The organism is Stenotrophomonas sp. S4, from assembly GCF_054187805.2.
Window position 1 is genome coordinate 77415 of the sequence record NZ_CM196188.1, and the last position, 25854, is coordinate 103268.

20 protein-coding genes are annotated in these 25854 nt (G+C 68.6%); 13 read left to right on the forward strand and 7 right to left on the reverse strand.

Annotated features, from left to right (window positions below; all coding sequences use genetic code 11):
- The first annotated feature begins 49 nt into the window (after positions 1 to 49).
- Positions 50 to 574, forward strand: a complete 525-nt coding sequence (locus tag ACUZUJ_RS00345) for a GNAT family N-acetyltransferase (protein ID WP_458220968.1) — start codon at positions 50 to 52, stop codon at positions 572 to 574.
- 125 nt (positions 575 to 699) lie between these two features.
- Here the strand turns inward: ACUZUJ_RS00345 and ACUZUJ_RS00350 are convergent, their stop codons facing one another.
- The gene (locus ACUZUJ_RS00350; protein WP_458220967.1) at positions 700 to 1350 is read right to left on the reverse strand and encodes a YceH family protein; all 651 of its coding nucleotides are present in this window, start codon (positions 1348 to 1350) and stop codon (positions 700 to 702) included.
- Between the two features lie 101 nt (positions 1351 to 1451).
- Between ACUZUJ_RS00350 and ACUZUJ_RS00355 the strand changes: the two genes are divergently transcribed.
- The 5 genes from ACUZUJ_RS00355 to plsB all read left to right on the forward strand — a co-directional run bounded on the left by ACUZUJ_RS00355 (position 1452) and on the right by plsB (position 8043).
- The gene (locus ACUZUJ_RS00355) at positions 1452 to 2375 is read left to right on the forward strand and encodes a 5'-nucleotidase, lipoprotein e(P4) family (protein ID WP_049443561.1); all 924 of its coding nucleotides are present in this window, start codon (positions 1452 to 1454) and stop codon (positions 2373 to 2375) included.
- Positions 2372 to 3097: an orotidine-5'-phosphate decarboxylase gene (gene pyrF, locus ACUZUJ_RS00360; RefSeq protein WP_014035461.1), complete on the forward strand. Its 726-nt coding sequence runs from the start codon at positions 2372 to 2374 to the stop codon at positions 3095 to 3097. The genes ACUZUJ_RS00355 and pyrF overlap by 4 nt, the downstream gene beginning before the upstream one ends.
- A gap of 218 nt (positions 3098 to 3315) precedes the next feature.
- The gene (locus ACUZUJ_RS00365; RefSeq protein WP_049443564.1) at positions 3316 to 4137 is read left to right on the forward strand and encodes a S1 family peptidase; all 822 of its coding nucleotides are present in this window, start codon (positions 3316 to 3318) and stop codon (positions 4135 to 4137) included.
- Positions 4138 to 4453: 316 nt separating this feature from the next.
- On the forward strand, positions 4454 to 5407 hold the full coding sequence (locus tag ACUZUJ_RS00370; protein ID WP_458220966.1) for a hypothetical protein: 954 nt from the start codon (positions 4454 to 4456) through the stop codon (positions 5405 to 5407).
- Positions 5407 to 8043 (forward strand): glycerol-3-phosphate 1-O-acyltransferase PlsB, encoded by a 2637-nt coding sequence (plsB, locus tag ACUZUJ_RS00375; protein ID WP_049443568.1) that lies wholly within the window; start codon positions 5407 to 5409, stop codon positions 8041 to 8043. Before ACUZUJ_RS00370 ends, plsB begins: the two co-directional genes overlap by 1 nt.
- 155 nt (positions 8044 to 8198) lie before the next feature.
- Here plsB and ACUZUJ_RS00380 read toward each other — a convergent pair whose 3' ends face one another.
- On the reverse strand, positions 8199 to 8402 hold the full coding sequence (locus ACUZUJ_RS00380; RefSeq protein WP_004153435.1) for a YdcH family protein: 204 nt from the start codon (positions 8400 to 8402) through the stop codon (positions 8199 to 8201).
- Positions 8403 to 8493: 91 nt separating this feature from the next.
- On the opposite strand from ACUZUJ_RS00380, the gene ttcA reads away from it, so the two are divergent.
- From ttcA to ACUZUJ_RS00395, 3 genes are read left to right on the forward strand one after another with little or no spacing between them, the layout of a single operon-like run.
- Positions 8494 to 9414 carry a tRNA 2-thiocytidine(32) synthetase TtcA gene (gene ttcA, locus ACUZUJ_RS00385; protein ID WP_182474436.1) on the forward strand — a complete coding sequence of 307 codons (921 nt, stop codon included), beginning with the start codon at positions 8494 to 8496 and terminating at the stop codon, positions 9412 to 9414.
- A 36-nt stretch (positions 9415 to 9450) separates the two neighbouring features.
- Complete coding sequence (locus ACUZUJ_RS00390) at positions 9451 to 10356, forward strand: recombination-associated protein RdgC (RefSeq protein WP_005411825.1); 906 nt, start codon at positions 9451 to 9453, stop codon at positions 10354 to 10356.
- 59 nt (positions 10357 to 10415) lie between these two features.
- Positions 10416 to 11195, forward strand: coding sequence for a M48 family metallopeptidase (locus ACUZUJ_RS00395; RefSeq protein ID WP_049443572.1), 780 nt, complete (start codon positions 10416 to 10418; stop codon positions 11193 to 11195).
- Positions 11196 to 11596: 401 nt separating this feature from the next.
- On the opposite strand, the gene ACUZUJ_RS00400 is transcribed toward ACUZUJ_RS00395, so the two are convergent.
- Positions 11597 to 12463, reverse strand: coding sequence for a methylglyoxal synthase (locus ACUZUJ_RS00400; protein WP_014035467.1), 867 nt, complete (start codon positions 12461 to 12463; stop codon positions 11597 to 11599).
- 166 nt (positions 12464 to 12629) lie between these two features.
- Here ACUZUJ_RS00400 and ACUZUJ_RS00405 point away from each other — a divergent pair, with 166 nt between their 5' ends.
- Positions 12630 to 15038 carry a response regulator gene (locus ACUZUJ_RS00405; RefSeq protein WP_049443668.1) on the forward strand — a complete coding sequence of 803 codons (2409 nt, stop codon included), beginning with the start codon at positions 12630 to 12632 and terminating at the stop codon, positions 15036 to 15038.
- Here ACUZUJ_RS00405 and ACUZUJ_RS00410 read toward each other — a convergent pair.
- The 3 genes from ACUZUJ_RS00410 to ACUZUJ_RS00420 all read right to left on the reverse strand — a co-directional run bounded on the left by ACUZUJ_RS00410 (position 15024) and on the right by ACUZUJ_RS00420 (position 21550).
- On the reverse strand, positions 15024 to 16469 hold the full coding sequence (locus ACUZUJ_RS00410) for a glutamate synthase small subunit GltD family protein (protein ID WP_049443574.1): 1446 nt from the start codon (positions 16467 to 16469) through the stop codon (positions 15024 to 15026). The two genes, ACUZUJ_RS00405 and ACUZUJ_RS00410, sit on opposite strands and share 15 nt — an antisense overlap.
- Positions 16470 to 16530: 61 nt before the next feature.
- A complete protein-coding gene (gene gltB / locus ACUZUJ_RS00415; protein ID WP_049443576.1) occupies positions 16531 to 20985 on the reverse strand; it encodes a glutamate synthase large subunit in 4455 nt (1484 codons plus the stop codon).
- A 175-nt stretch (positions 20986 to 21160) separates the two neighbouring features.
- Complete coding sequence (locus tag ACUZUJ_RS00420; protein ID WP_014035471.1) at positions 21161 to 21550, reverse strand: I78 family peptidase inhibitor; 390 nt, start codon at positions 21548 to 21550, stop codon at positions 21161 to 21163.
- A 111-nt stretch (positions 21551 to 21661) separates the two neighbouring features.
- Between ACUZUJ_RS00420 and ACUZUJ_RS00425 the strand changes: the two genes are divergently transcribed.
- Entirely contained in the window at positions 21662 to 22720 is a 1059-nt protein-coding gene (locus ACUZUJ_RS00425; protein ID WP_101764652.1) for a DNA topoisomerase IB, read from the forward strand.
- Here ACUZUJ_RS00425 and ACUZUJ_RS00430 read toward each other — a convergent pair.
- Positions 22708 to 23016, reverse strand: a complete 309-nt coding sequence (locus ACUZUJ_RS00430) for a hypothetical protein (protein WP_049443579.1) — start codon at positions 23014 to 23016, stop codon at positions 22708 to 22710. The two genes, ACUZUJ_RS00425 and ACUZUJ_RS00430, sit on opposite strands and share 13 nt — an antisense overlap.
- Positions 23017 to 23212: 196 nt before the next feature.
- Here ACUZUJ_RS00430 and ACUZUJ_RS00435 point away from each other — a divergent pair, with 196 nt between their 5' ends.
- The gene (locus ACUZUJ_RS00435; RefSeq protein WP_101764653.1) at positions 23213 to 24319 is read left to right on the forward strand and encodes an SDR family oxidoreductase; all 1107 of its coding nucleotides are present in this window, start codon (positions 23213 to 23215) and stop codon (positions 24317 to 24319) included.
- A 116-nt stretch (positions 24320 to 24435) separates the two neighbouring features.
- Entirely contained in the window at positions 24436 to 25851 is a 1416-nt protein-coding gene (locus ACUZUJ_RS00440; RefSeq protein ID WP_101764654.1) for an XVIPCD domain-containing protein, read from the forward strand.
- The last annotated feature ends 3 nt before the right edge of the window (positions 25852 to 25854 follow it).

The following is a 25854-nucleotide window of genomic DNA, read 5'->3' on the forward strand; positions in this document are numbered from 1 at the left end:
AACAGCCGGGGGCTGGGGCACAATCGGGCTTTCTGTTGGAGGTCTGGGCGTGCATCCGATTGAAAGCGAACGTCTGCGGCTGCGCCGGATCGATCCAGAGCGTGATGCCGCGCAGATGCTGGCGTTGTTGAACGATCCGGGCTTCGTGCGCTTCATCGGCGATCGTGGCGTGCGTACGCAGCAGGAGGCGCGCGATTACGCGGCGGCAAGGGTGCTGCCGGCCTATGCGCTGCATGGCTATGGCATGTATGCCATCGAGCGGCTGGCCGATGGTGCCTGGCTGGGCAATGCCGGGCTGGTGCGGCGTGACGGCCTGCCGGGGCCGGATATCGGCTATGCGGTGCTTTCGGAATTTGCCGGGCAGGGCTATGCCGGTGAGGCGGCGCGGGCGGTGTTTGCGCATGCACGTGGAGCACTGGGCCTGAACGATCTGTATGGCATCACCGACCTGGACAACGTGGTGTCCGGGAAGATCCTGCTGGGGCTGGGCATGCAGGAACGCGGGGTGATCCAGCTGCCGGGCGTGGACAGCCCGAGCCGGCTGTATGCCACGCAGGGCGCGGCCGAGGTTTGATCGTGGCGGGTGCCGACCGTTGGTCGGCACTGCATCGGCAGGACATCCGGTAGTGCCGGCCGCTGGCCGGCATCTCGGTGAACCTGGGTTGCCGGCCAGCGGCCGGCACTACCGCATATGGACGTTCAACCGCGCAGTTCGGCCAGCTGCGCCTGCAGATCGGCCACGGCCGCTTCCAGCTGGGCCACGCGCTCGGCCAGGCCCGGGTCGGCGGCCTCGCTGCCACCGCCGCTGCCGGCGTACTTGGCCGCCAGCGTCGCGCCGTCCACCTCGCCGCACAGCAGGTGCATGTAGCGGTCTTCGCGCTGGCCGCTGGCACGCGGCAGCACCACCAGCAGCGCGCGCTGCTGCAGGCGCTCGATGGCGTGGCGGGCTTCGTCGGTGTCGGCGAAGCGATGCAGGCGTTCGCAGCGCGTCACCAGCTCGCCCAGCGTCTGCGGCCCACGCAGCAGCAGCATCGCCAGCAGCACGGTCTGCTGCCGGGTCAGGTCCAGTGCGGCCTGCAGGCGGTGCTCGTAGCGGTCGGCGCGCGAGGAGAAGTGCTGGCGGGCCAGGCCCAGCGTCTCCAGCTGGCGCAGGGCGTGCTGCACGCTGCCGGCATCGACGTTCATCACCGGCTCGCGGGCGGTTTTCTGGTTGGCGGCCGACTGGGCGGCGTTGACCGTCAGCGGGTAGGTGTCTGGGGTGGTCGCCTCCTTCTCCACCAGGCAGCCCAGCAGGCGGGCCTGCACGGCGTCGAGCAGGGGGACGTCGGGGGTCTGGGCGGAATCGGTCATGGCGGCCTCCAGAAGGGCAACGGGTCAACCGCCAAGCATAGCCGTCCCAAGGCCGGCTTTGCCGGTAAAATGCGCCGGTATATCTGATTGCCGGTGAACCCATGCGTCGTCCCGTTTCCCTGTCCCTGACCCTGCTCGCCACCGCGGCGCTGGGCCTGTCCGCCTGCAAGCGCGTGGATGCGCCTGCCGCCGAAGCCGCTGCCCCGCAGGCCCCGGCCGCCGCCGCCAAGGCCGATGGCGTGCTCGATGCCACCGCCAACGACAACCTCAACGCGGTGCTGTGGATGCAGCGCGCGCAGGAGTACAAGGCGATCACCGAGCAGACCTACCGTGCCGCCGCCGACCATCTCGACGCGGCCCTGAAGGAAGCCCACTGGGACGCACTGGTACCGGAAGAGCGCGGCAACGACGCCAAGGGCCTGAAACCGGCGGTGGTGCTGGACGTGGACGAGACCGTGCTGGACAACTCGCCCTACCAGGCGCGCCTGGTGCGCGATGGCAAGGAATACGACGAGCTGACCTGGGACCAGTGGGTAGCCGAAAAGAAGGCCAAGGCGATCCCGGGCGTGGTCGACTTCGCCAAGGCCGCCAATGCCAAGGGCGTGACCCTGCTGTACATCTCCAACCGCGCCGTGCACCTGAAGGACGCGACCCTGGCCAACCTGCGCGAGCAGGGCCTGCCGGTGGCCGACGACAGCGTGTTCCTCGGCCTGGGCACGGTGGTGCCGGGGTGCGAGCAGAACGGCAGCGAGAAGAACTGCCGCCGCCGCCTGGCCGGGCAGAAGTACCGCGTGCTGATGCAGTTCGGTGACCAGCTGGGCGACTTCGTGGAAGTGACCGCCAACACCAACGACGGCCGCGACGCGCTGCTGCAGCAGTACCACGACTGGTTCGGCGAGCGCTGGTGGATGCTGCCGAACCCGACCTACGGCGGCTTCGAGCCGGCGCAGTTCAACAACGACTACAGCCAGTCGCGCCAGGCCCGCCACGACGCCAAGCGCGCTGCGCTGGACTACGCACCGTGAGCCGCGCACCGCTGCCGCTGCGCGATGACGAGCGCCTGATCTTCGCGCTGGATGTACCTGACCGCGTGCAGGCACTGGAGTGGGTCGATCGCCTCGGCGACAGCGTGGCGTTCTACAAGATCGGCATGGAACTGCTCGCCTCCGGCGAGTACTTCCAGGTGCTCGATGCGCTGGCCCGCCGCGACAAGCGCGTGTTCGTCGACCTGAAGTTCTTCGACATCCCGGCCACCGCTGCGGCGGTGATCAAGCGGTTGTCGCAGTGGCCGGTCAGCTACGCCACCATCCACGGCTGGCACCCGGCCATGATGGAGGCCTGCGCAGCCGCCAACAGCAGCGACATGCGCCTGCTGGCAGTGACCGTGCTGACCTCGATGGGCCGACCCGACCTGGCGCAGATGGGCATCGACCGCGAGCCGGTGGACGTGGTGGTCGAGCGCGCGCTGGCCGCCCAGGCCGCTGGCATCGACGGGGTGATCGCCTCGGGCCAGGAAGCCGGCCCGATCCGCGCCGCTACCGGCAGCGGGTTCTCGATCGTCTGCCCGGGCATCCGTCCGGGTGGCCCGGTCGGCGATGACCAGAAGCGCACCGTTGGCGTGGCGCAGGCCTTCGCCGATGGCGCCGATGCCATCGTGGTCGGCCGCCCGATCCGCCTGGCGGCCGATCCGCAGGCCGCAGCGCGGGCAATCCAGCAGGAAATCGCGTCGGCTCTGGCTGCGCGCTGAGCCTGCCGCCGACGCCGGTCACGCCGGCACGTCGAACGCCATCCCGATCCATGCGGGATGGCGTTCGCATTTGTAGGTCTGCAGTTGTCGCAGGCGGCGCAAGGCACCGGAACTGTGCGCGCGTTCGCGCTGTCAGCCTCATCACTGCTCCCCAATCGATGCACCGGCACGGACCGCGGCCGCGCCGGTTCCAACCATCGATAGAGGAGTACAGGGATATGTATCGCAGCACCTCTTTGTTCATCGGCCTGCTGTTGGCCGCGTCTGCCGTACCCGCCATCGCTGCGCCGCAGGCACGCGATGCACCACGCATCATCGGCGGTGAAGCGGCTCCGGCCGGCGAATACCCGTTCATGGTCAGCATCCAGGGCATCTTCGACGGCGATTCGGATCATGACCGCCACTTCTGCGGGGGCACCCTCATCTCGCCCTCGTGGGTGCTGACCGCCGCGCACTGCATGCAGGGGGAAGCGCCTGGCGGCATCGCCGTCGTCGGCAACGCCGCTGCCCTGTCCACCGACGCCTCGCCCCGCGCCTCCAACGTCAAGGCGATCCACGTCCATCCGGCATTCAACAGTGGTAACTCGCTGGAGCACGACGTGGCCCTGATCCAGCTCAGCGCCCCCTTGGATGGTGCACAGCCGGTGGCACTGCGGCTGCGGCCCGACGCCAGTTATCTCAAGCCGGGCCGCGAATTCACCGTGATCGGCTGGGGGGACACCGACATCGGCGATGGCCGGGTCTACCCGACCCAGCTGCAGACCGTGCAGGTGCCGTTCGTGGCATTCAATGAATGCCAGCAGGCCTACGGTGGGGAACTGTCGCGTGGCAAGGTCATCTGCGCCGGCCGCGAGGGCATCGACAGCTGTCAGGGGGATTCCGGCGGGCCGCTGCTGCTGCGCCTGCGCGATGGCTGGACCCAGTTCGGCATCGTCAGCTGGGGCGAGGGCTGCGCGCTGGCCGGCTATCCGGGGATTTATGCCCGAATCGCCGAAAAACACGCCGTAGATTTCATTGAATCTGTCTGGCAGCGTGATTGATTCAATAAAATCAAATACATACATGGCGTTACGTGAAGTGTTGCCTTAACTTGAAGGGCAGCGTAGGATCGCCGCCATCCGGTCCTCGGACCGGACATGTGCCACAACACTGTCCTCCGGCCTCGCGCCGGTTTGAAGAGCCTGTGATCCCCGTGATCCGGGCTCTTTTTTTATGCCGGCGGCGGCTCTGCGGTCAGATCCCTTCTGCCCGCGGCAGAAGGGATCTGACCGCCTTGGCCGAAAACCGTGACGTCCCGGCTTGCCGCTGTCACGTCGCAGGCCGCAAGATGCGGGCCGGTCCGGGGAGTCCGATTGCATGAGCGTGGCGGTGCGAGGAAGGTCTGCGCGTGGATGGGGGCTGGCGGCCATGCTGCTGCTGGCCGTGGCGGCGTGCCGCGAGTCTGCCAACGATCCGGCCAGGCCGGCGGCCGAGCCGGTGGCTGCGGTGCAGGCGATGGCGTTGCGCCTGGCCGAAGATGATCTGGTCGGCTACGCGAAGCTGTCGGTACCGCCGGGCCAGTACCAGCGCCTGCAGCAGGCCTGGGCGCAGGGCCACAGCCAGTGGCCGCTGACCGAGCTGCCGCTGGGGGACCAGCTGCTGCCGATGCTGGCCGCGCTGCGCAAGCCCGATGCCAGCGCCGAACTGCAGCGCAGCTTCGACCGCCAGCTGGCCGGCCAGGCCAGCGCCGTGCGCCAGGCCGCGCAGTCGATGGGCAACTTCGGCGTGCAGTACCTGCGCCATCAGAAGGGCTACACGCCCGGCCAGCAGGCCCACTACATCGCCCTGGTCGAAACCCTTGCCGTTTGGGCCCAGGGCGCGCCGATCAGTGACCGCGCCCGCGCACGCAGCACCATTGCCGCGCTGGTCGGCGCCGCCAACAAGGTCGGCTTCGATGACGAAGCCGGCCTGCAGGCGGCCGGCATGGAAGGCAGCCTGCAGCAGCTGGCGCCGTTCATCCACACCCTCAAGGCGGTGCTTGGCAGCTACGGGCTGGGCGTGGATGACGCGCTGCGCAGCGTCCGGGGCGAGCTGCTCTCGGTGGAGGGCGACAATGCGCTGGTACGCCTGCACTACGACCTGGCCGGGCGCGAGATGACCCTGCAGCTGCCACTGAGCCGGCGCGAGGGCCACTGGTACCTGACCCGTACCCTGGCCGACACCGACGCGCTGCTGCGCAAGGCCGACTCGGCCCGCGCGGCTGCGTCGCCGGCACCGGCTGAAGCCCCCGCGGAGGGTGGGGAAGCGGCAACGCCGCCGCCTAAGCCATAATGGCGCCGATGTCGAAACAGAACCCGCTGCCGTTCCCCGGCGAAGAATCCCAGTCGACGCCCGCCGATACGGTGCCGGCGTCCCCCTCGACCGGTACCGGCCCGAACCCGGTACCGCCGCCCGCGCACGCGCGTCCGGCCGGCCGCCGCCCGCTGTGGGCGCGGTTGCTGGGCCGCCTGGTCGAGCCGTGGCTGTCGCTGAAGATCGAGCCGGAAGACCCGGGCCAGTACAACGATGGCCGCCCGGTCATGTACGTGCTGGAAGACTACGGCCTGTCCAACGCGCTGATCCTGGACAAGGCCTGCCGCCAGGCCGGCCTGCCGTCGCCGCTGGTGCCGCTGGCCGGTGACCCGACCGGCCGCAAGCGCGCCTACCTGGCGCTGTCGCGGCGCAGCTCCAGCAACTCGCTGATTCCCGAGCAGCGCGGCGCGAAGACCCACTCCGACTCGCTGGCCAAGGTCCTGCAGGCACACCGCGTGCGCGATGACCTGGACGTGCACCTGGTGCCGGTGTCGATCTTCGTTGGCCGCGCCCCGGACAAGCAGAGCGGTTGGTTCGCGGTGCTGTTCTCGGAAAACTGGGCACTGGTCGGCCGCTTCCGTCGCCTGCTGGCGGTGTTGCTCAACGGCCGCAGCACCATCGTCCGCTTCGCCCCGCCGATCTCGCTGCGCAACACCGTGGATGAAGGCCTGGAGCCGGAGCGCACGGTGCGCAAGCTGCAGCGCGTGCTGCGTACGCACTTCCGACGCATCCGTGAATCGGTGATCGGCCCCGACCTGTCGACCCGGCGCCTGCTGGTGGACCAGGTGCTGGCCGCCGAGCCGGTACGCGAAGCGATCGCCGCGCAGGCCAAGCGCGACAACTCGAAGCCGGCCGATGCCTGGAAGAAGGCACACGCCTACGCCTGGGAAATCGCTGCGGACTATTCCAGCCCGGTGGTGCGCTCGGCCAGCTTCATGCTCAGCCACGTGTGGAACCGCATCTATGCGGGCGTGCTGGTGCACCACCTGGACAAGTTCAAGGCCGCCGCGCCGGGCCACGAAGTGGTCTACGTGCCCAGCCACCGCAGCCACATGGACTACCTGCTGCTGTCGTACCTGCTGTACGACCGTGGCATCGTGCCGCCGCACATCGTGGCCGGCATCAACCTCAACCTGCCCGTCGTCGGCACCCTGCTGCGCAAGGGCGGTGCGTTCTTCATCCGCCGCTCGATCCGTGGCAATGCGCTGTACTCGGCGGTGCTCAGCGAATACGTCGCGCAGCTGGTGGCCGGTGGCTACTCGCTGGAGTACTTCGTCGAAGGCGGCCGCTCGCGTACCGGGCGCCTGCTGCAGCCCAAGGGCGGCATGATCTCGATGACGTTGCGCGCGTTCCTGCGCCAGCCGCGCAAACCGGTGCTGTTCCAGCCCATCTACATCGGCTACGAGAAGCTGATGGAAGGCGGCAGCTACCTGGACGAACTGTCCGGCCGGCCGAAGGAAAAGGAATCGATCTGGTCGCTGCTGTGGGGCATCCCCAAGGTGCTCAAGCAGAACTACGGCCAGGTGGTGGTGAACTTCGGCGAGCCGATCGCGCTGAACGACGTGCTGGCCGAGAAGGCGCCGGAGTGGAAGGGCGAGGCGGTGTCCGAGGACGAGAAACCGGCCTGGCTGTCGACCACGGTGGACACGCTGGCCGAACGCATCCAGGTGCGCATCAATGGCGCCGCCGACGTCAACCCGATCAACCTGCTGGCGCTGGCCCTGCTGTCCACGCCGAAGCACGCGATGGGCGAGGCCGACCTGATCGCGCAGATCGAGCTGTGCAAGACCCTGCTGGTCGAGATGCCGTACTCGGACCGGGTGACGGTGACCCCGCACTCGCCGGAGCGGATCATCGCCCACGCCGAGGAAATCAACGTCCTCACCCGCATCAAGCACCCGCTGGGCGATGTGCTCAGCGTCAGCGGCGACACCGCGGTGCTGCTGAGCTACTTCCGCAACAACGTGGTGCACCTGTTCACCGCCTCGTCGTGGGTGGCCTGCTGCTTCCAGAACAACCGCCGCATGAGCCGCACCGGCCTGGTCCAGCTGGGCCGTACGGTGTACCCGTTCCTGCAGGCCGAGCTGTTCCTGCCGTGGAGCGAGGACGAGTTCGCCCTGCGCATCGACCGGACCATCGATGTGTTCGTGCGCGAGGGCCTGCTGCAGAACGTCAACGATGACGACGGCGGCATCCTGGCGCGCAATACCGGGCAGACCGACGAGGTGTTCCGCCTGCGTGCGATCGGCCATTCGCTGCAGCAGGCGTTCGAGCGCTATTACATCGCCATCTCGGTGCTGGTGAAGAACGGCCCCGGCGTGCTCGGCGCCGCCGAGCTGGAAAGCCTGTGCCAGCAGGCGGCGCAGCGGCTGAGCCTGCTCTATGCACCGGCGGCACCGGAGTTCTTCGACAAGGCCCTGTTCCGTGGCTTCATCCAGAAGCTGCGCGAACTGCGCCTGGTGTGGCCGGACGAGAACAGCAAGCTGCTGTTCGACGAGCGCCTGGATGCCTGGGCCAAGGACGCCAAGTTCATCCTCGGCCGCGAGCTGCGCCACACCATCGAACGGGTCAGCCCGGAAGCGGCCCGCCCGGACGAGCCTGCGCCGCAGGATTGAAGGCAGCGCCGGGCGATGCGGTGGGTGTGGACCTTGGTCCACACCTTCCAGCCGTGCCAACCAAGGTTGGCACCCACCAGAGCAGTGGGCCAACCAAGGTTGGCATCTACCGGGGCGAAGCAGTAGATCCACGCCATGCGTGGATGGGCCACCGCTCAGGCCGGTTCGTCGGGAATCTGCAGGCTTTCCAGCCTGGCGATGCAGTCCTTCAGCTGCAGCTTGCGCCGCTTCAGGCGCTTGGACTCCAGCTCGTCCTCGCCGTTGGCGGCCATGCGGGTGATCTGTTCATCCAGCAGCCGGTGCTCGGCGCGCAGGGCGGCGAGGTGCTCGACGATCTCGGCGGGGCTGTAGGTGTCCACAGCCTCCGAGCATACACAGCGATGATGACCGCCGGGAGAGGGGAACCCCGACCCCCGGCCGGGGCGGCTCCGAGCCGTTAGAATGGAACCCATGAGTGCCGTGATTTCCCTTCCCGATCCCCAGCCGCGCGCCGCCCGTGATCCGCGCGTGGCCGAGCGCGAGCAGCACAAGCTGGCCAAGCGCCTGCGCCGCCAGGTCGGCGAGGCGATTGCCGACTTCGGCATGATCGAGGCCGGCGACAAGGTCATGGTCTGCCTGTCCGGCGGCAAGGACAGCTACACCCTGCTGGACGTGCTGCTGCAGCTGCAGAAGAAGGCGCCGGTACCGTTCGAGCTGGTGGCGGTGAACCTGGACCAGAAGCAGCCGGACTTCCCCGAGCACGTGCTGCCGGAGTACCTGGCCGGGCTGGGCGTGCCGTACCACATCATCGAGCAGGACACCTATTCGGTGGTCAGCCGGGTCATCCCGGAAGGCAAGACCATGTGTTCGCTGTGCTCGCGGCTGCGTCGTGGCGCGCTGTACAACTACGCCGAGACCCACGGTTTCACCAAGATCGCGCTGGGCCACCACCGCGACGACATGGTGGCCACGTTCTTCATGAACCTGTTCCACCACGCCAGGCTGTCGGGCATGCCGCCGAAGCTGCGCAGCGATGACGGCAGGCACGTGGTGATCCGGCCGCTGGCCTACGTGCGCGAAAGCGACATCGTCGAGTACGCGCAGGCCCGCCAGTTCCCGATCATTCCCTGCAACCTGTGCGGCAGCCAGGAGAACCTGCAGCGCCGCCAGGTCGGCCTGATGCTGAAGCAGTGGGAAAAGGACCACCCGGGCCGCATCGAGCAGATCGCGCGCGCCATGGGTGAAGTCCGGCCCTCGCAGCTGGCCGACACCACCCTGTTCGACTTCATGGCGCTGGGCCGTCGCGACGACGCGCCGCTGCCCGACGCCCATGCCTGGCTGGCCGGCTCCCCGGCCGACGCCGACGCAGATCCCGAGACGCCCACCGTTTAAGGTCGGTCGCCCTTCCTCTTTGCCATCCGGAATTCCATGTTCTTTCGCAACCTGACGTTCTTCCGTTTCCCGACCACCACCGATTTTTCCGAAGTCGATACCCTGCTGCCGCACGCCCTGCTGAAGCCGGTCGGCGCGCTGGAAATGAATTCGCGCGGCTTCATCTCGCCGTTCGGCCGCGAGGAGAAGGAGCTGCTCTCCCACCGCATCGCCGAACACCTGTGGCTGACCGTGGGCGGCGAGGACAAGATCCTGCCGGCGGCGGTGGTCAACGACCTGCTCGAGCGCAAGCTGGAGGAGATCGAGGAGAAGGAAGGCCGCCGCCCGGGTGGCCGCGAGCGCAAGCGCATGAAGGACGACCTGCTGCATGAACTGCTGCCGCGCGCCTTCGTGAAGTCCTCGCGCAACGATGCCTTCATCGACCTGCAGCACGGCTACGTGGCGGTGGATACCTCCAGCCGCAAGACCGGCGAGTACTTCATGTCCGACATCCGCGGCCTGCTCGGCAGCTTCCCGGCGATGCCGCTGAACGCCGAAGTCGCACCGCGTTCGATCCTGACCGGCTGGATCGCCGGCGAGCCGCTGCCGACCGGGCTGAGCCTGGGCGAAGAGTGCGAGATGAAGGATCCGGTGGAGGGCGGCGCCGTGGTCAAGTGCCAGCACCAGGAACTGCGCTGCGACGAGATCGACAAGCACCTGGACGCCGGCAAGCAGGTAACCAAGCTGGCGCTGATCTTCGAGGACAACCTGTCCTTCGTGATCGGCGACGACCTGATCGTGCGCAAGCTGAAGTTCCTCGATGGCGCCCTGGACCAGCTGGAGCATGCCGACGAAGACGGCCGCCGCGCCGAGTTCGACGCCCGCTTCGCCCTGCAGAGCGCCGAGATCCGTCGCCTGTTCCTGCTGCTGGAAGAAGCCTTCAAGCTCAGCAAGGCTGACTGAACAGGCACCCTGTGGGCCGCCGGTCATCCGGCGGCCCGAAGCAGCGCTATGCTGGGCGCATGAGCCGTCTGCTGCGCCGCCTGATCAGCCCGACCCCGCCCGCCACCGTGCAGCGCGACACCGTTCGCCTGCGCCTGGAGGACGCCGAGATCGAGGTGCTGCGCGTGCGCGATCCGCGCGCGCGACGGATCAAGCTGAGCGTGGACGAGCGCGGCGCACGGTTGACGCTGCCGCCGCGGGCCAGCCTGGTGATGGGCGAGCGTTTCCTGGAACAGCACCGCGACTGGTTGGCGCTGCAGCTGCGCCAGTACCAGAGCCATGGCCTGCCCGCCCCGTTGCAGCCAGGCGAGGACGGCGTGCTGCCATTGCGCGGCGAACTGTTGCCGCTGCGCTGGCAGGAAGGCCGCTATGCGCGGCTGGAGATCGACGAACACGGCGCCTGCGTGCAGTGGCCGGCCCGTGCCGGCGATGCCACCCTGCGCCGCCTGCTGCGCGAATTCTACGAAGCACAGACCCGTGCCGATGTCGGCCGCTGGCTGCCGAAGTACCTGCCGACCCTGCCACGTGCACCCAGCCGCCTGCGGCTGAAAGTGATGTCCTCGCAGTGGGGCTCGCTGGCGCCCGACGGCAGCATGGCACTGGACCTGGCACTGGTGCTGGGGCGTCCGGACGCGTTCGAGTATGTGCTGGTGCACGAACTCTGCCACCTGATCCAGCCGAATCATTCGCCCGCGTTCTGGCACGAAGTGGAACAGCGCTTCCCCGCGTGGCGCGAACAGCGCGACTACTTCCAGCTCGAAGGGCGACGCCTCAAGGCTATGCTCCGGCAATTGCTGTAGCGCTAGCGCTACAGCAGTTGCCCACGCATTCTTCCTCTATCTCCGCCTTCGGCGCGCCCCTTCAACAGAAGGGGCTTCACTCCAGACCGTGTGCTGAGCAGTCGAGCAAGCTCGACGCTACAGAGTGAAGAACAACAACTCCGCGGAATGGGAGCGCGCCGCAGAGCGCGCGCAGCGCGCGACCCGCTCCTGCTCTTCTTTTCTTTCTTCCGTGGTGGGCACACCGGAATCTGTCGAAGGACGGGATGGGTGGGATTGCAGGGGTGTCCGCGGCATGGATGCCGCGGCCAAGCCCCCATGGATGGGTTCACGGCGTCCCCCGCAATTCCACCCATCCCGGCCAACCTCATGACCGCGCAGGCCCAACCCACCACGAGGGGCTCAGCCGTTGGCCGAAACCCTCACCCCGCCCGCAACGCCGCCGCCGCCGCCCAGCGCGCCGCCACCCGCGGCGCCGTGATGCACACCGCCTGGTCGGTCACCGTCGTCACCGCGCGCTCCAGCAGCTGGATATCGGCCTCGTGCTGGCGAGCCACATGCGGGTCCTCGAAGAAGATCGCGCGCTGGCAGCGCCCCTCCAGCACCCGGTCGGCAATCTGTGCATCGCCGCCCATCGGGCCACTCTGGTAACGCGTCACCCACGGCGTATCGCTGGGCCACCCCCGGCTCCAGGCCAGCTCGTTCAAGCGCTGCCCGGTGGTGCCCGTCGCCACGCGTTGGCCAAATCGGGCCAGCACATCGAAGTGTTCATCGGCAAAGGCCAGCATCGCCGGCTTCATCGCATCATGCGCGATCAGCGCCAGCGTCTGTCCCTGGAAGGCATGCAGGTCGTCGGCACCGGTGTCGGCCGCCAGCCCGGCGTGGATGCGCTCCACCTCGATCCAGTCGCGTGCGGTGGCCACGGTTGAGATGAACGGCTTGCCGTGGATCACGCACTGCCGCTTGAGCGCGGTTGCTTCCGGAAACACCGAGGACGGATCGACCGGGTCGATCAGGTAGATCGCACCGTCCAGTGTCCGCTCCGGCCCCATGCCGACCACCTCGGCCACCAGCTTCATCAGGCCACCCTCGCGCCCATAGGGATACCGGTGCAGGCCGCCGTAGCCGGCCAGGAAGCCCTGCCGCTCGATCGCATCGTGGGTGCGCCCGACCGCATGCAGTGACACCCCCAGTTCACGCAGGCCCGCCTCGCTGGCACGCAGCCAACGGAACAGCGCGGCGCGCGCATCGTGGTGATGGAGACGGTTGGCGGCCAGGCCGATACGCATCGAGCGCTCCGTAGGGACGGGTAGAAGCGGCAGTGTATGTCGGCATTCGCCGATGCGGATGCTTTTCCAATTTTTCTCATTGTCGCGGAAGCCTGCCTCGCTAGCGTGGCTGCAGCGGTACCGCTGCGCGGCCGTGGTTCCTGCCCGCGAAATGAGGACGTCCATCGTGAATGTCGCCGGCCGCCGCGCCGTCGCCGCTGTCATGGCATCGCTGTTGCTGCCCGGCATCGCCGCTGCATCCGGGTGTGCGAACCCCCTGCAGGTGGCATGGCGCTCCGACCGGCCGCCACTGTCATACAGCCAGCAGGGCGAGGTTGCGGGACTGGCCGCGGACTACCTGCCGCTGCTGGGCACGCAGGCGATGCAGCATGCGAAGCCGTTGCCTGCGGCGGTGCTTGCCGAGGGATCACTGCCGGCCGGCACCCAGGTGCTGCTGGGCTGGCCGCGTGCGCAGCTGCCGGCCGACTGGGTGGCCAGCAGGGCCTACCTGGAGGTGCCACAGGTGATTGTGCGGCGCGAGGGCGCCGCTGCGGTGCTGGGGCTGGAAGGCCTGCGTGGTCGCAGCGTGGCCAGCCCGGACCGGCTGCCGCTGGAGGCGTTGCTGGCCGAGCAGGCCCCGGGGGCGCAGCTGCTGGCACCTGCGCCGCTGGAGCACGCGCTGTCACTGCTGCGTGCCGGGCTGGTCGACGCCGTGGTCGCCAATCTCGCTGAAGTGGAAGCTGCGCTCCGCGCGGAGCCGGGGGATGCCGTGGTGATCGCGGCACCCGCGGGCTTCGGCGATGCACTGGTACTCGCGGCCGCACCGGCCTGTGCCGAGGTGGTCGCTGCTTTCGACCAGCGGCTGCTGCAGGAGGGCGATGCACGTCGCGCGTCGAACCGCAGCGCCTGGCTGCCGGATCGGCCACGCGCGCAGCTCACCGGGTCGGCACTGCGCTGGCTGGTGCCGGCGTCGCTGATCCTGCTCGCACTCGTGTTGCTGCATGCCTTCGGCTACTGGCGCGTGCATCGCGAGAGCGTGCGTCGTCGCGTGCTGGAGCAGCGGTTGCGCGACGTCACCGCGAACCTGCCGGCGGTGGTCTACCAGGCCCGCCGTTCGGCAACCGGCCACTACACCCTGGCGCAGATCGCCGGCGACGTGCAGGCGCTGTTCGGGGTAAGCGTGGAGACCGCGCGGATCGACCATCTGCAGCTTCTGGCCGCGGTGCATGCCGACGACCGCAGCCGGGTGATGGCGTGCATCGAAGCGGCCGCGCTGGTGCGCGGTCCCATCGACGTTACCTTCCGCACCCGCTCGGCGCAGGGCTGGCGCTGGGTCCGTTCGCAGGGACGACCGCTGCAGTGCGATGACAGCAACGTGGAGTGGAGCGGCTACTGGTTGGATGTCAGCGAAGCGCAGGCGCGTGCCGCAGCGCTGGCCGAGGCGCGCCGCGCGGCCGAGCAGGCGGCGCTGGCCAAGAGCCATTTCCTGGCGACCATGAGCCACCAGATCCGCACGCCGATGAGTACCCTGCTGGGCATGCTGGAGCGGCTGGCGGGCAGTGACCTGGATGCGGGCCAGCGGCAGGTGCTGACCACCGTGGGTGACGCCGCGCAGATGCTGCGGCAGATCCTCGACGATGTGCTGCACAGCCAGCGCCTGCAGCCAGCGCCACTGCAGCTGCGGCCGACCGACCTTGCGGCGCTGGTGCGCGCGGTGCAGCAGCTGTTGATGCCCGTTGCGGCCAGCCGCGGCCTGCACCTGCACAGCGAGATCGACCCCGCGTTGCAGCGGTGGTCGCTGGCCGATGGGCTGCGCCTGCGCCAGGTCCTGTTCAACCTGGCCGGCAATGCACTCAAGTTCACCCTGCAGGGAAGCGTGGTGTTGCAGGTCCACGTGCTGCAGCAGGGCGATGGCGGCCAGCGGCTGCGCCTGCAGGTGACCGATACGGGCATGGGCATCAGCGTGGAGCGGCAGCAGGCGGTGTTCGCTGCCTACGAGCAGGCCGAGACTTCGACCACGCGCCGCTTCGGTGGCAGTGGGCTGGGCCTGTCGATCTGCCGCGAGCTGGCGGCATCGATGGGCGGGCAGCTGCACCTGCGCAGCGCGCCCGGCAAGGGCACCACCGTATGGCTGGAGCTGGCTCTGGCGGACTGTGCGGCACCAACGGCGGTACCGGTGCTCACGACGGCCGCGCAACGGCCGCTGCCGGCGGCACGGGTGCTGGTTGTCGAAGACCATCCGACCAACCTGCAGTTGCTGGAGCAGCGCCTGCGCGAACTGGGGCTGCAGGTACACGCCTGCGACGACGGCTTGCAGGCATGGGAGGCCTGGCAGGCGCAGCCGTTCGACCTGGTGATCACCGATTGCCATATGCCGCACATGGACGGCTTCGCGCTGGCACGCACGATCCGCAGCGACACCTGCGCCATCCGTGCGCAGGTGCCGATCATCGCGCTGACCGCCAGCGTGCTGGAGCGCACGCGCGAGGCCTGCCGTGATGCCGGCATCGACCATTTCCTGGCCAAGCCGGTGGAGCCGTGCGAACTGCGCGCACTGCTGGAAGTGCTGCTGTTGCCGGACTCAGTGCGCCAGTAGGCGGACGATGCTGGAAGCGGCGTCGCGGCCTTCGGCCACGGCGGTCACCACCAGGTCTGCACCGCGTACCGCGTCGCCACCGGCGAACAGGCGTGGATGCGCGGTCTGGAACGGCAGGCGGTCCTTGCCCCCGGCGACGATGCGGCCGTTGGACTGGCCTTCCACGCCCAGCTCGGCCAGCCACGCCGGCACGCTCGGCGAGAAGCCGAAGGCGATGATCACCACGTCCGCTTCCAGCAGCGATTCACTGCCTTCGATCGGCACCGCGTTCTGGCGGCCATTGGCATCGGGTTCGCCCAGCCGGGTTTCGACCACGGTCACGCCGATCACTTCGTCGTCGGCGCCGGCCTCGATCGACAGCGGCTGGCGGTTGAACAGGAAGCGGACGCCCTCTTCGCGCGCATTGGCCACTTCGCGCGCGCTGCCGGGCATGTTGGCTTCGTCGCGGCGGTAGGCACAGGTGACCTTGGCCGCGCCCAGGCGCACCGCGCTGCGCACGCAGTCCATGCCGGTATCGCCACCACCGAGCACCACCACGCGCTTGCCGTTGAGGTCGGGCAGGGCGATGGTGTCTTCCCAGCCGGCAATCGGCCGGCCCTTCGGGTCATCGCCGCCAACGATGCGGCTGTTCTGCACCAGGAACGGCAGCGCCGGCAGCACGCCCTTCAGGTCCTGGCCGTCGAGGCCACCATCGGTGTAGCGGTAGGCGCCGGTGCCGACGAACACCGCATCATGGGTCTCCAGCAGCTGCTGCGCGCTGAGGTCGCGTCCGATCTCGACGCCAAGGCGGAACTGCACGCCCATGCCCTCCAGCACTTCGCGGCGGCGATGGATCACGTCCTTGTCCAGCTTGAAGCTGGGAATGCCGAACTGCAGCAGGCCGCCGATCTGCTCATAGCGGTCGTAGACCACGGCGGTAATGCCGGCGCGGGCCAGGCGGTCGGCGCAGGCCAGGCCGGCCGGACCGGCGCCGATCACCGCCACGCTGTGGCCGCTGGGCTGCACCGCGCCCAGGTCAGGGCGCCAGCCGCTGGCCAGCGCGGTATCGACGATGTACTTCTCCACCGCACCGATGGTGACCGCACCGAACTCTTCCAGCGTGCAGCTGCCCTCGCACAGGCGGTCCTGCGGGCAGACCCGGCCGCACACCTCCGGCAGCGGGTTGGTGCTGTGGCACAGCGTGGCGGCTTCGTGGATGCGGTTCTCCTGCACCAGCTGCAGCCACTGCGGAATGGCGTTGTGCACCGGGCACTTCCAGCTGCAGTAGGGGTTGCCGCAATCCAGGCAGCGACCGGCCTGGTACTGGGCATCTTCCTTGCCGAACTTTCCGTACAGCTCGCCCCAGTCGCCGGACGTGCGCAGTTCCACCGGGATGCGCTGCGGCATGGTGCGGGGCAGGTCGAGGAACTGGAAGGCGTGCTTGCGGCTCATGGCGGGCTCTGGAATGCGAGGGGGAACGTTGCCGGCCAGCGGCCGGCACTACCGGAAAACATCACGCGGCGCGGCGCAGGGTTTCGGTCAGCGACTCGATGCTGGCGGCCTTCGGTTTGACCAGCCAGAACTTGCCGATGTAATCGCGGAACTCGTCCAGGATCTGCTGCGCCCAGATGCTGCCGGTCAGCTCGCGGTGGCGACCGATCAGGCGGTGCAGGTGCTGGCGGTAGTTCTCGAAGCCTTCGGCGGATACGCGATGGATGTCGATCAGCTCGTGGTTGTAGCGGTCGACGAAATCGCGGTCCACGTCCAGCACGTAGGCCAGGCCGCCGGTGAAGCCGGCGCCGAAGTTCAGGCCGACCTTGCCCAGCACCAGCACCACGCCATCGGTCATGTACTCGCAGCAGTGGTCACCGGCCCCTTCCACCACCGCCAGCGCGCCGGAATTGCGCACCGCGAAACGCTCGCCGGCGCGGCCCGCGGCGAACAGTTCACCGCCGGTGGCGCCGTACAGGCAGGTGTTGCCGATGATCGCGGTACTGCGTGCCTCGAAGCGGGCACCACGCGGCGGGCGCACCACCAGGCGGCCACCGGCCATGCCCTTGCCGACGTAATCGTTGGCTTCGCCTTCCACTTCCAGGTGCAGGCCGCCCACGTTGAAGGCGCCGAAGCTCTGCCCGGCGCTGCCGCGGAAGCGCAGCTCCAGTGGCGCCTCGGCCATGCCCTGGTTGCCATGCGCGCGCGCCACCGCCCCGGCCAGGCGGGTGCCGATGCTGCGGTCGGTGTTGTGGATCAGGAAGCGATGCTCGCCACCACGCTTGTGCGCGATGGCCGGCGCCAGCAGCCCATCCATCTGCGTGGCCAGGCTGTCCGGCGATTCGTACAGGCGTTGCGCCGCGCAGTGGCTGCCCTCGTAGCGGCTGTCGGCCAGCAGGCGCGACAGATCCACGCGCACGCCGTCGCGCGGCGCGGCGTCGATCTGTCGCAGCAGGTCGGTACGGCCCACGATTTCTTCCAGCGAACGCGCACCCAGGTACGACAGCCAGCCACGCACTTCCTCGGCCAGCAGGCGGAAGAAGTTCTCCACGCGCTCGGGCTGGCCGGTGAAGTGGTTCTCGCGCAGGCGCTCGTCCTGGGTGGCCACGCCGGTGGCGCAGTTGTTGAGGTGGCAGATGCGCAGGTACTTGCAGCCCAGCACGATCATCGGCGCGGTGCCGAAGCCGAAGCTGTCCGCGCCCAGCAATGCGGCCTTGACCACGTCCAGGCCGGTCTTCAGGCCGCCATCGGTCTGCAGCAGGGTACGCCCGCGCAGGTCGTTGGCGAGCAGCGCCTGGTGCGCCTCGGCCACGCCCAGCTCCCACGGCACGCCGGCATAGCGGATCGAGCTGACCGGCGAGGCGCCGGTGCCGCCGTCGTGGCCGGAAATGGTGATCAGGTCCGCACCGGCCTTGACCACGCCCGCCGCGATCGTACCGACGCCGGCATGGCTGACCAGCTTCACCGACACCAGCGCGGTCGGGTTGACCTGCTTGAGGTCGTAGATCAGCTGCGCCAGGTCCTCGATCGAATAGATGTCGTGGTGCGGCGGTGGCGAAATCAGGCCGATGCCCGGACGCGCATAGCGCAGCCGCGCGATCAGTTCGTTGACCTTGTGCCCGGGCAGCTGGCCGCCCTCGCCGGGCTTGGCACCCTGCGCGACCTTGATCTGCAGCACCTCGGCATTGACCAGGTATTCGGCGGTGACGCCGAAGCGGCCCGAGGCCACCTGCTTGATCTTGCTGCGCTTGGCGGTGCCATAGCGTGCGGGGTCTTCGCCGCCTTCGCCGGAATTGCTGCGGCCACCCAGGCGGTTCATCGCAATCGCCAGCGCCTCGTGCGCCTCAGGTGACAGAGCACCCAGGCTGATCGCCGCGGTATCGAAGCGCGGGAACAGTGCACTGGCCGGTGCCACTTCATCGAGCGGCGCGGGCGTGGCGGCCGGCACCAGTTCCAGCAGGTCGCGCAGCGCCGACGGCGGACGCGCATGCACCGCATCGCAGTACTGCTGCCACGCACGCGGATCGCCGCTGCGTGCTGCGCGCTGCAGGGTGGTGACCACGTCCGGGTTGTACATGTGGTACTCGCCGCCGTGCACGTACTTCAGCAGGCCGCCGACATCCACGTCCTGCTGCGCGTCCCACGCCTGCGCGCACAGTTCGCGCGCGTCGGCATCCAGGCGGGCAAAGCCGGCGCCACCGATGCGCGAGGCGGTATCCGGGAAGCACAGGTCCACGACCTCCGGTTCCAGGCCGATGATTTCGAACAGCTGCGCGCCGCGGTAGCTGGCCACGGTACAGATGCCCATCTTCGAGATGATCTTCGACAGCCCCTTGTAGACGCCCTTGCGGTAGCGGCGGCCGATCTGCGACTGCTCACCGCCCTTGCTGAGCTTGAGGATGCCGCGGCGGCCCAGGTCGAACAGGGTCTGGTAGGCCAGGTACGGATACACCGCCGTGGCGCCGAAGCCGAGTAGGCAGGCCATGTGGTGCGGGTCGCGCGCGGTGCCGGTCTCGACGATGAGATTCACGTCGCAGCGCAGGCCCAGCCGCGAGAGGTGGTGGTGGATGGCGCTGGTGGCCAGCAGCGCATGCACCATCGGCCGCCCGGCCACCGGGTAGCGGTCGGACAGCAGCAGCATCACCATGCCCTCGCGCGCGGCCTGTTCGGCCTCGGCGCAGATGCGCTCGATGCCGGCGCGCAGGCCCTCGTCTTCGCTGTAGGACAGGTCGAGCAGGCGGTTGGCGTGCACGTACTGGTCCATCTTCAGCAGTTGGCGCAGCTTGCGCTGGCTGAGCACCGGCGAATTGAGGATGACGTGGTTCACCGTCTCCGGGCCGGCATGGAAGATGTTGGTCTCCTTGCCGAGCTGGGTGGACAGGGACATCGCGCAGTCTTCGCGCAGCGGGTCGATCGGCGGGTTGGTGACCTGTGCGAAGGCCTGGCGGAAATAGTCGTACAGCGGACGGCTGCGCTGGCTCAGCACCGCCATCGGCGTGTCGTCGCCCATCGAGCCGGTGGCTTCCTGTTCGGTCTCGGCCAGCGGCCGCAGCACCTGTTCCACTTCCTCGCTGCTGAGCTGGTACAGCTTGTGGTAGCTGCGCAGGGTGCCTTCGTCGAACGGCTCTTCCACCAGCGAGGGATCGATCAGTTCGGTCTGCAGGTAGGTCACGCCCTGCTGCAGCCACTGCTTGTACGGTGCGCGGCCGCGGTTGATGCGGTCCACCGCATCGGAGTCGAGCAGGTCACCGCGCTTGAGATCGATGGCCACCATTTCGCCGGGGCCGAGCTTGCCCTTGCGCACCACGCGCTCGGTCGGCACTTCCCACACACCGGCTTCGGAGGCGACCAGGAAGTGGCGGTCGGCGGTCAGCATCCAGCGCGCAGGCCGCAGGCCATTGCGGTCGAGGGTACATACGGCGTAGCGGCTGTCGCAGGCGACGATGCCGGCCGGGCCATCCCACGGTTCGCTGTTGAGGCCGTGGAATTCGTAGAACGCGGCCAGGTCCGGATCCTTGAACTCCAGCGACTGGGTGGCCGGTGGCACCAGGATGCGCAGCGCCTGGATCAACTCCATGCCGCCGGCGACCATCAGTTCCAGCATGTTGTCCAGGCTCTGCGAGTCCGAACCGTGCATGGAGATCACCGGGTCGAACTCGGCGATGTCGAAGCGCGGCGTCTTCCACACCTTGCTGCGCGCCTGCGCCCAGCGACGGTTGCCTTCGATGGTGTTGATCTCGCCGTTGTGGGCAAGCATCCGGAACGGGTGGGCCAGCGGCCAGCGCGGCAGCGTGTTGGTGGAGAAACGCTGGTGGAACACGATCGCGCTGGAGGCCAGTTCGCGGCGCTGCAGGTCCGGATAGAAACGGCTGAGCTTGTCCGGCAGCACCATGCCCTTGTAGCTGATCGCATCCGGGGTGAGGGTGGTGACGTAGAAATCGGCGTGCCCGCGCAGCTGCTGTTCGCTGCGGCGGCGGGCCAGGAACAGCGCCAGCGCGAAGCCGGCATCATCCTGGCCGACGCCGGCATCGACGAACACCTGTTCGATGCGTGGCAGCGTATCGCGCGCCAGCTGGCCGCAGACGCTGTCGTCGGTGGGTACCTCGCGCCAGCCGGCGACCTTGCAGCCGACCGCTTCGACCTGCGCCTGCAGCTGGGTGCGGCAGGCGTGGGCCGCATCGGCATCGTGTGGCAGGAACACGACGCCGGCAGCGAACCGCGCAGCCGGCGTGATGCCGGCTTCGCCGGCCAGCAGTTTCAGGAATGCATCGGGGCGGCGCAGCAGCAGGCCGCAGCCATCACCGGTCAGGCCGTCGGCGGCGACGCCACCACGGTGGGTCATGCGCGAAAGCGCGGCGATGGCGGTATCAACCAACAGGCGCGAAGGTTGATCGTCGAGCTGGGCGACCATGCCAAATCCACAGGCATCGCGCTCGGAGCGCGGGTCGTAAAGCCCTTGGCGGTTGCGGGGGGCCATCTCTACCTCGATGCGGGATGAATTGAACGGGGACACTCAAGCCCGCTCAATCCCTGGAGCGCATCGTGAGGCCACCGGATGCCTCGACTAGATCACAGGTTGCTGCAGCGCCGCAATACACGGTTGCAGGTGCAACAGAACGCGCCGGCAACCCCGTGCCGGCGCGGGGTCGAACTCAGCCGCAGCGCACGCCGCTGACCAGGCCCTTGTCGTCCACTTCGATGTTCAGGCGGTCGCCGAGGAACTCCATCGTGGCCACGTCATTGGGCTTCATGACGCGTAGCTGGTGGGCACCGGCGTCTTCTTGCGCCTGCTTGCCCAGCGCGTCGGCGTAGGCCTGGCCGACCAGGCTCTGCACCTGGCTGGCATCGCAGGTGCCGACCGGCGGTGCCTCGGTGGCCTTGCCAGCCTCGTCGGCCGGCGCCTTGGCGGCTTCGGCAGCCTGCTGGGCATGGGCCGTGGCCGAATCCTGTTCATCCAGCGCCGGTGCCTGGCAGGCGGTCAGGGCCAGCACGGCCGGCAGCAGCAGGGCGGAGAGCGAACGGGCGCGAATCGGGAACGACATCATGACTCCGGAAGGGATTGTGAAAGCCCGAGCATAGCGGCGAACCGATCCTCACGTGTTTGTCTTGTGTTATCGACAGGTTCGCGGCATCGCGGCGGCGACACTGCGGGCATGCCAACCCCCTCTACACCCGAACGACAGGCTGCGCGTGCTGCAGGCCTGCGCTATGTCGATGACACCCAGCCGGGCATCAGCCGGCGCCGCGCCGGCAAGGGTTTCAGCTATCGCGATGCCGATGGCCACGCGGTCCGCGATGCCGCCACCCTGCAGCGCATCCGCGCGCTGGCGATTCCACCTGCGTATACCGCCGTGTGGATCTGCGCCCACGCCAATGGCCATCTGCAGGCCACCGGCCGCGATGCCCGCGGGCGCAAGCAGTACCGCTACCACGCCAACTGGGCGAAGGAGCGCGACGCCGGCAAGTTCGACCGCATCATCGCCTTTGGCGAGGCGTTGCCCACGCTGCGGCGGCGGCTGTCGCGGGATCTCAAACGGCCCGGGTTTCCGCAGGAAAAGGTACTGGCCATGGTGGTCGCGCTGCTGGCCGATACGCTGGTACGGGTCGGCAATGAAACCTATGCGCAGCAGAACCGTTCGTTCGGGCTGACCACGCTGCGCAACCGGCATCTGGAACTGCTGCGCGGCGGCCGCGTGCGCATGCGCTTCCGTGGCAAGTCCGGGCAGCTGCAGGAGGTGACCGTGGGCGATCGCAGGCTGGGGCTGCTGGTGCGGCGCCTGCAGCAGCTGCCGGGGCAGGCGCTGTTCCAGTACCGCGATGACGACGGTGCGCTGCAGCCGGTGGACTCCGGTGCGGTGAACGATTACCTGCGCGGGGTGATGGGCGAGGACTTCACCGCCAAGGATTTCCGCACCTGGGGCGGCACGGTGGCGGCGGTGCAGGCGTTCGCCGCCACCGAGCTCCCGGAACCGGCCAGCCAGCGCGCCCTGGCGCAGGCGCAGCGCGCGGTGGTGTGCGAGGTGGCGTCGCTGCTGGGCAACACCCCGGCGGTGTGCCGCAAGGCCTACATCGACCCGTGCGTGTTCGCCGGCTGGGAGCGAGGCGAACTGGCCAAGCTGGCCGGCCTGCGTGGGCCGCGCCAGTGGGAACAGGCCACTCTGCGCGTGCTGCGCAGGGCGCGCCGGCTCAGCCGCAGTCGTCAGCCGCAGTAGATCGCGACGATGTTGTTGGTGCGGCCCTTCTCGATGGTCAGGCGGTCGCCGCCCTCGCTGGCCGGCGGCACACGCGGACCATCGTGACGCAGCACCCGTACGTGCAGGCTGTCGCTGTCCACGCGTGCACGGGCCACGGTGGCGTCCGACGCGGCCAGGCCCAGTGCGCCGCGCACCATGTCGCTGTGGCACTGGCCGGAAATCACGCCGTCGATCGGCTGCACCTGGGCCATCGGCGTGCTGCTGCAGGCGGCGAGGGCAAGACAGACGGCGGCGGTGGCGATGGCATGTTTCATGGAAGGATTCCTTGGTGTGGTTGGGTGCAGCGTGCGACGCCGCACGTGGTGGCGGAATGAATACCGTGCACATCGTGGACACGGCGCGCTCACTGCCGCCAACAGCCTGGGTGGAGACACTGCAGGAGCGGCGTGCGCCGCCCCCGGTAGTGCCGGCCGCTGGCCGGCAGCCCCTTTCCCTCCCGAGGAGACCTGCATGGCCACCACCCGAAAGACCCCCGTCCGCCGCAAAGCCTCGCCCAAGGTGCGCAAAGGCAGCACCGCGACGAAGACCGCTGCCGACCCCGCTCGCCCACGGGTGGTGAAGACCGCAACCCGCAAGGCGGCGGCCAGCGATCCACGGGCAGCGCGCGTCGCGGCCCGGCAGCGACGCCTGCAGGACCAGGAGAAGGCCAAGGACGTGCGCGCGGCAAAGAAAGCCACAAAGAAGCCCGCTACCCAGGCCGGTGCACGCCGGCAACCGGAAGCGATGCCGGCGCAGCAGCTGGCCAAGCCCGGGCATGAACACGAACTGGAGCTGGCGCCGCGTTTCCTTGCACCGGACTACGCCGGCAGCGGCAAGCTGAAAGGCATGCGCGCGATCGTCACCGGTGGCGATTCGGGCATTGGCCGTGCGGTGGCGGTGCTGTTCGCACGCGAAGGCGCCGATGTGGCAGTGCTGCACCTGGACGAGGTCGAAGACGCGGACATCACCCGCCAGCACGTGGAGCGCGAAGGCGGCCGCTGCGTGGTGATCGCCGGTGATGTGCGCGATCCGCGCTTCTGCAACAAGGCGGTCAAGCAGGTGGCCAAGGCGTTCGGCGGCATCGACATCCTGGTCAACAACGCCGCGTTCCAGCTGCATTGCAAGCGGCTGGAAGACCTGGAAGACGCGCACCTGCAGGAGACCCTGCAGACCAACATTGGCGGCTACATCCAGATGGCGCGCGCGGTACTGCCGCATCTGGGCGAGGGGGCCAGCATCATCAACACCGGTTCGGAAACCGGCATTTTCGGCAGCAAGGCGCTGATCGATTACTCGGCCACCAAGGGCGCCATCCATGCCTTCACCAAGGCGCTGGCCAGCCAGCTGCTGCCACGCGGTATCCGGGTCAACTGCGTGGCGCCGGGGCCGGTATGGACGCCGCTGAACCCGGCCGACAAGCAGGCCGGGGACGTCGCCGAGTTCGGCAGGGACAGCGATATGGGCCGGCCTGCACAGCCCGAAGAGTTGTCACCGGCGTATGTGTTCCTGGCCTCGCCGGTCTGTGCCAGTTACATCAGCGGGGTGATCCTGCCGGTGATGGGCGGCCCACGGGGCTGAGTGACGGCGTGATCTGCCTGAATACGGCGTGGCAGTGAGGGTGTGCAGTGCGTCAAACGCCCCAGTGGGGGGCTGGGGTAGGCTGACCCTGTACTGATCACGTCCCAGGACCGACCATGCCCGAGATGGATATCAATGCGGCGGCCGACGAAGTCGTCGCCCTGCTGCGGCAGAACGATGCGCGCGCTGCCGCCACCCGTCTGCAGGTCCTGCACGACGGCCAGAGCGCCGTGGTGCAGGAATCGCTGGATCGTTACATATCGGTGCGTGCCGCCACCGAGCTCGAGGCGTTGCGACGGAATGGTGGTGTTGCCGCAGCGGATGCGGCAACGGTGAACCCGATGCTGGATCGCCTGGGCGAGGCGACGCGGCCACCGCGAATGCCGGATGCGGCGGAGACCGCAGCCCTGAGCCAGGCCCAGCAGTACGATGTGTATGGCAGCATGGTGGCCCAGCGCGGCAACACCGCAGCGAATGACGCGATGGCAACGCAGGACCGCGTGGTGCTGGGGCTGCGCGACGAGAACCGCACCACCGAGGCACGTGGGCGTGGCGTCTACGACGATCGCATCGTGGTGCTGTGGAGGGATGCGCAGGGCCACGGCCATGTGCGCGAGTTCAACCAGGCCACGACTGAGCCGACCGCCCAGTACGACGGGCATGCCAAGACCACGCCACGCAGCCCGGGCTTTGGCAACGTGGCGCCGCGCACCAAGACCGAGGGTGAGGACGTCAACGGCGACCGGGTCAAGGATCTGGGGCGCCTGGGTGAGGGCACCACCGAGATGCGCGCAACGACCCATCCGCGCAATGGCCATCCGAATGAGTTCGCGCTGCGTCCTTCGCAGGACGCGATCACTGCTGGCGCCGGACGGGTGGAGCGCGACAGCAATGGCGACGGCTGGTTCGATGCGCGAGATACGCAGGGCGTGCAGGACCTCAACGACACCTTCAAGATCCATCGGGGCAGCCGCTCCAACACCGATTCGGCCGGCTGCCAGACCATCGGCGGCGGCGAGTACGACGACTTCGTGTCGACGGTGCGCGGCACGCCCGGGCAGAACCGTTGGCAGTACGTGCTGACCTCGGTCGCACCCGGCCAGGCGCGTGAGCTGGGGCAGGACGTGCCGCTCGCGGCCAATGACGACCCCCGTCAGCCGCAGCATCGCGACCATGCCCTGCAGCAGCAGATCAGCACGCGCCTGCAGGCCTTGGGCGGACGCTACGCCGAGCATGCTGATGACTATAGTCTGGTGATGCTGCGCGAAGCGAAGGCCGCGGGCATCACCCGGGTCGACCAGATCGTGGCCAGCAATCCCAGTGCTGGACGTGCGGCGGGCGAGACACTGTTCCTGGTGCAGGGCAGTCCGGGCGATCCTGCGGCGCTGCGCGCAGGCGTCAATGCGGCCGAGGTACGCGAGACTTCGGTGGAAAGCAGCCTGCGCCAACTGCAGCAGCAATCGCGCGAACAGGCGGCACCCACACCCGCGCCTGCACAACTGCAGGAAGCGCCGGCGATGGGAGGGCGTTGAGCG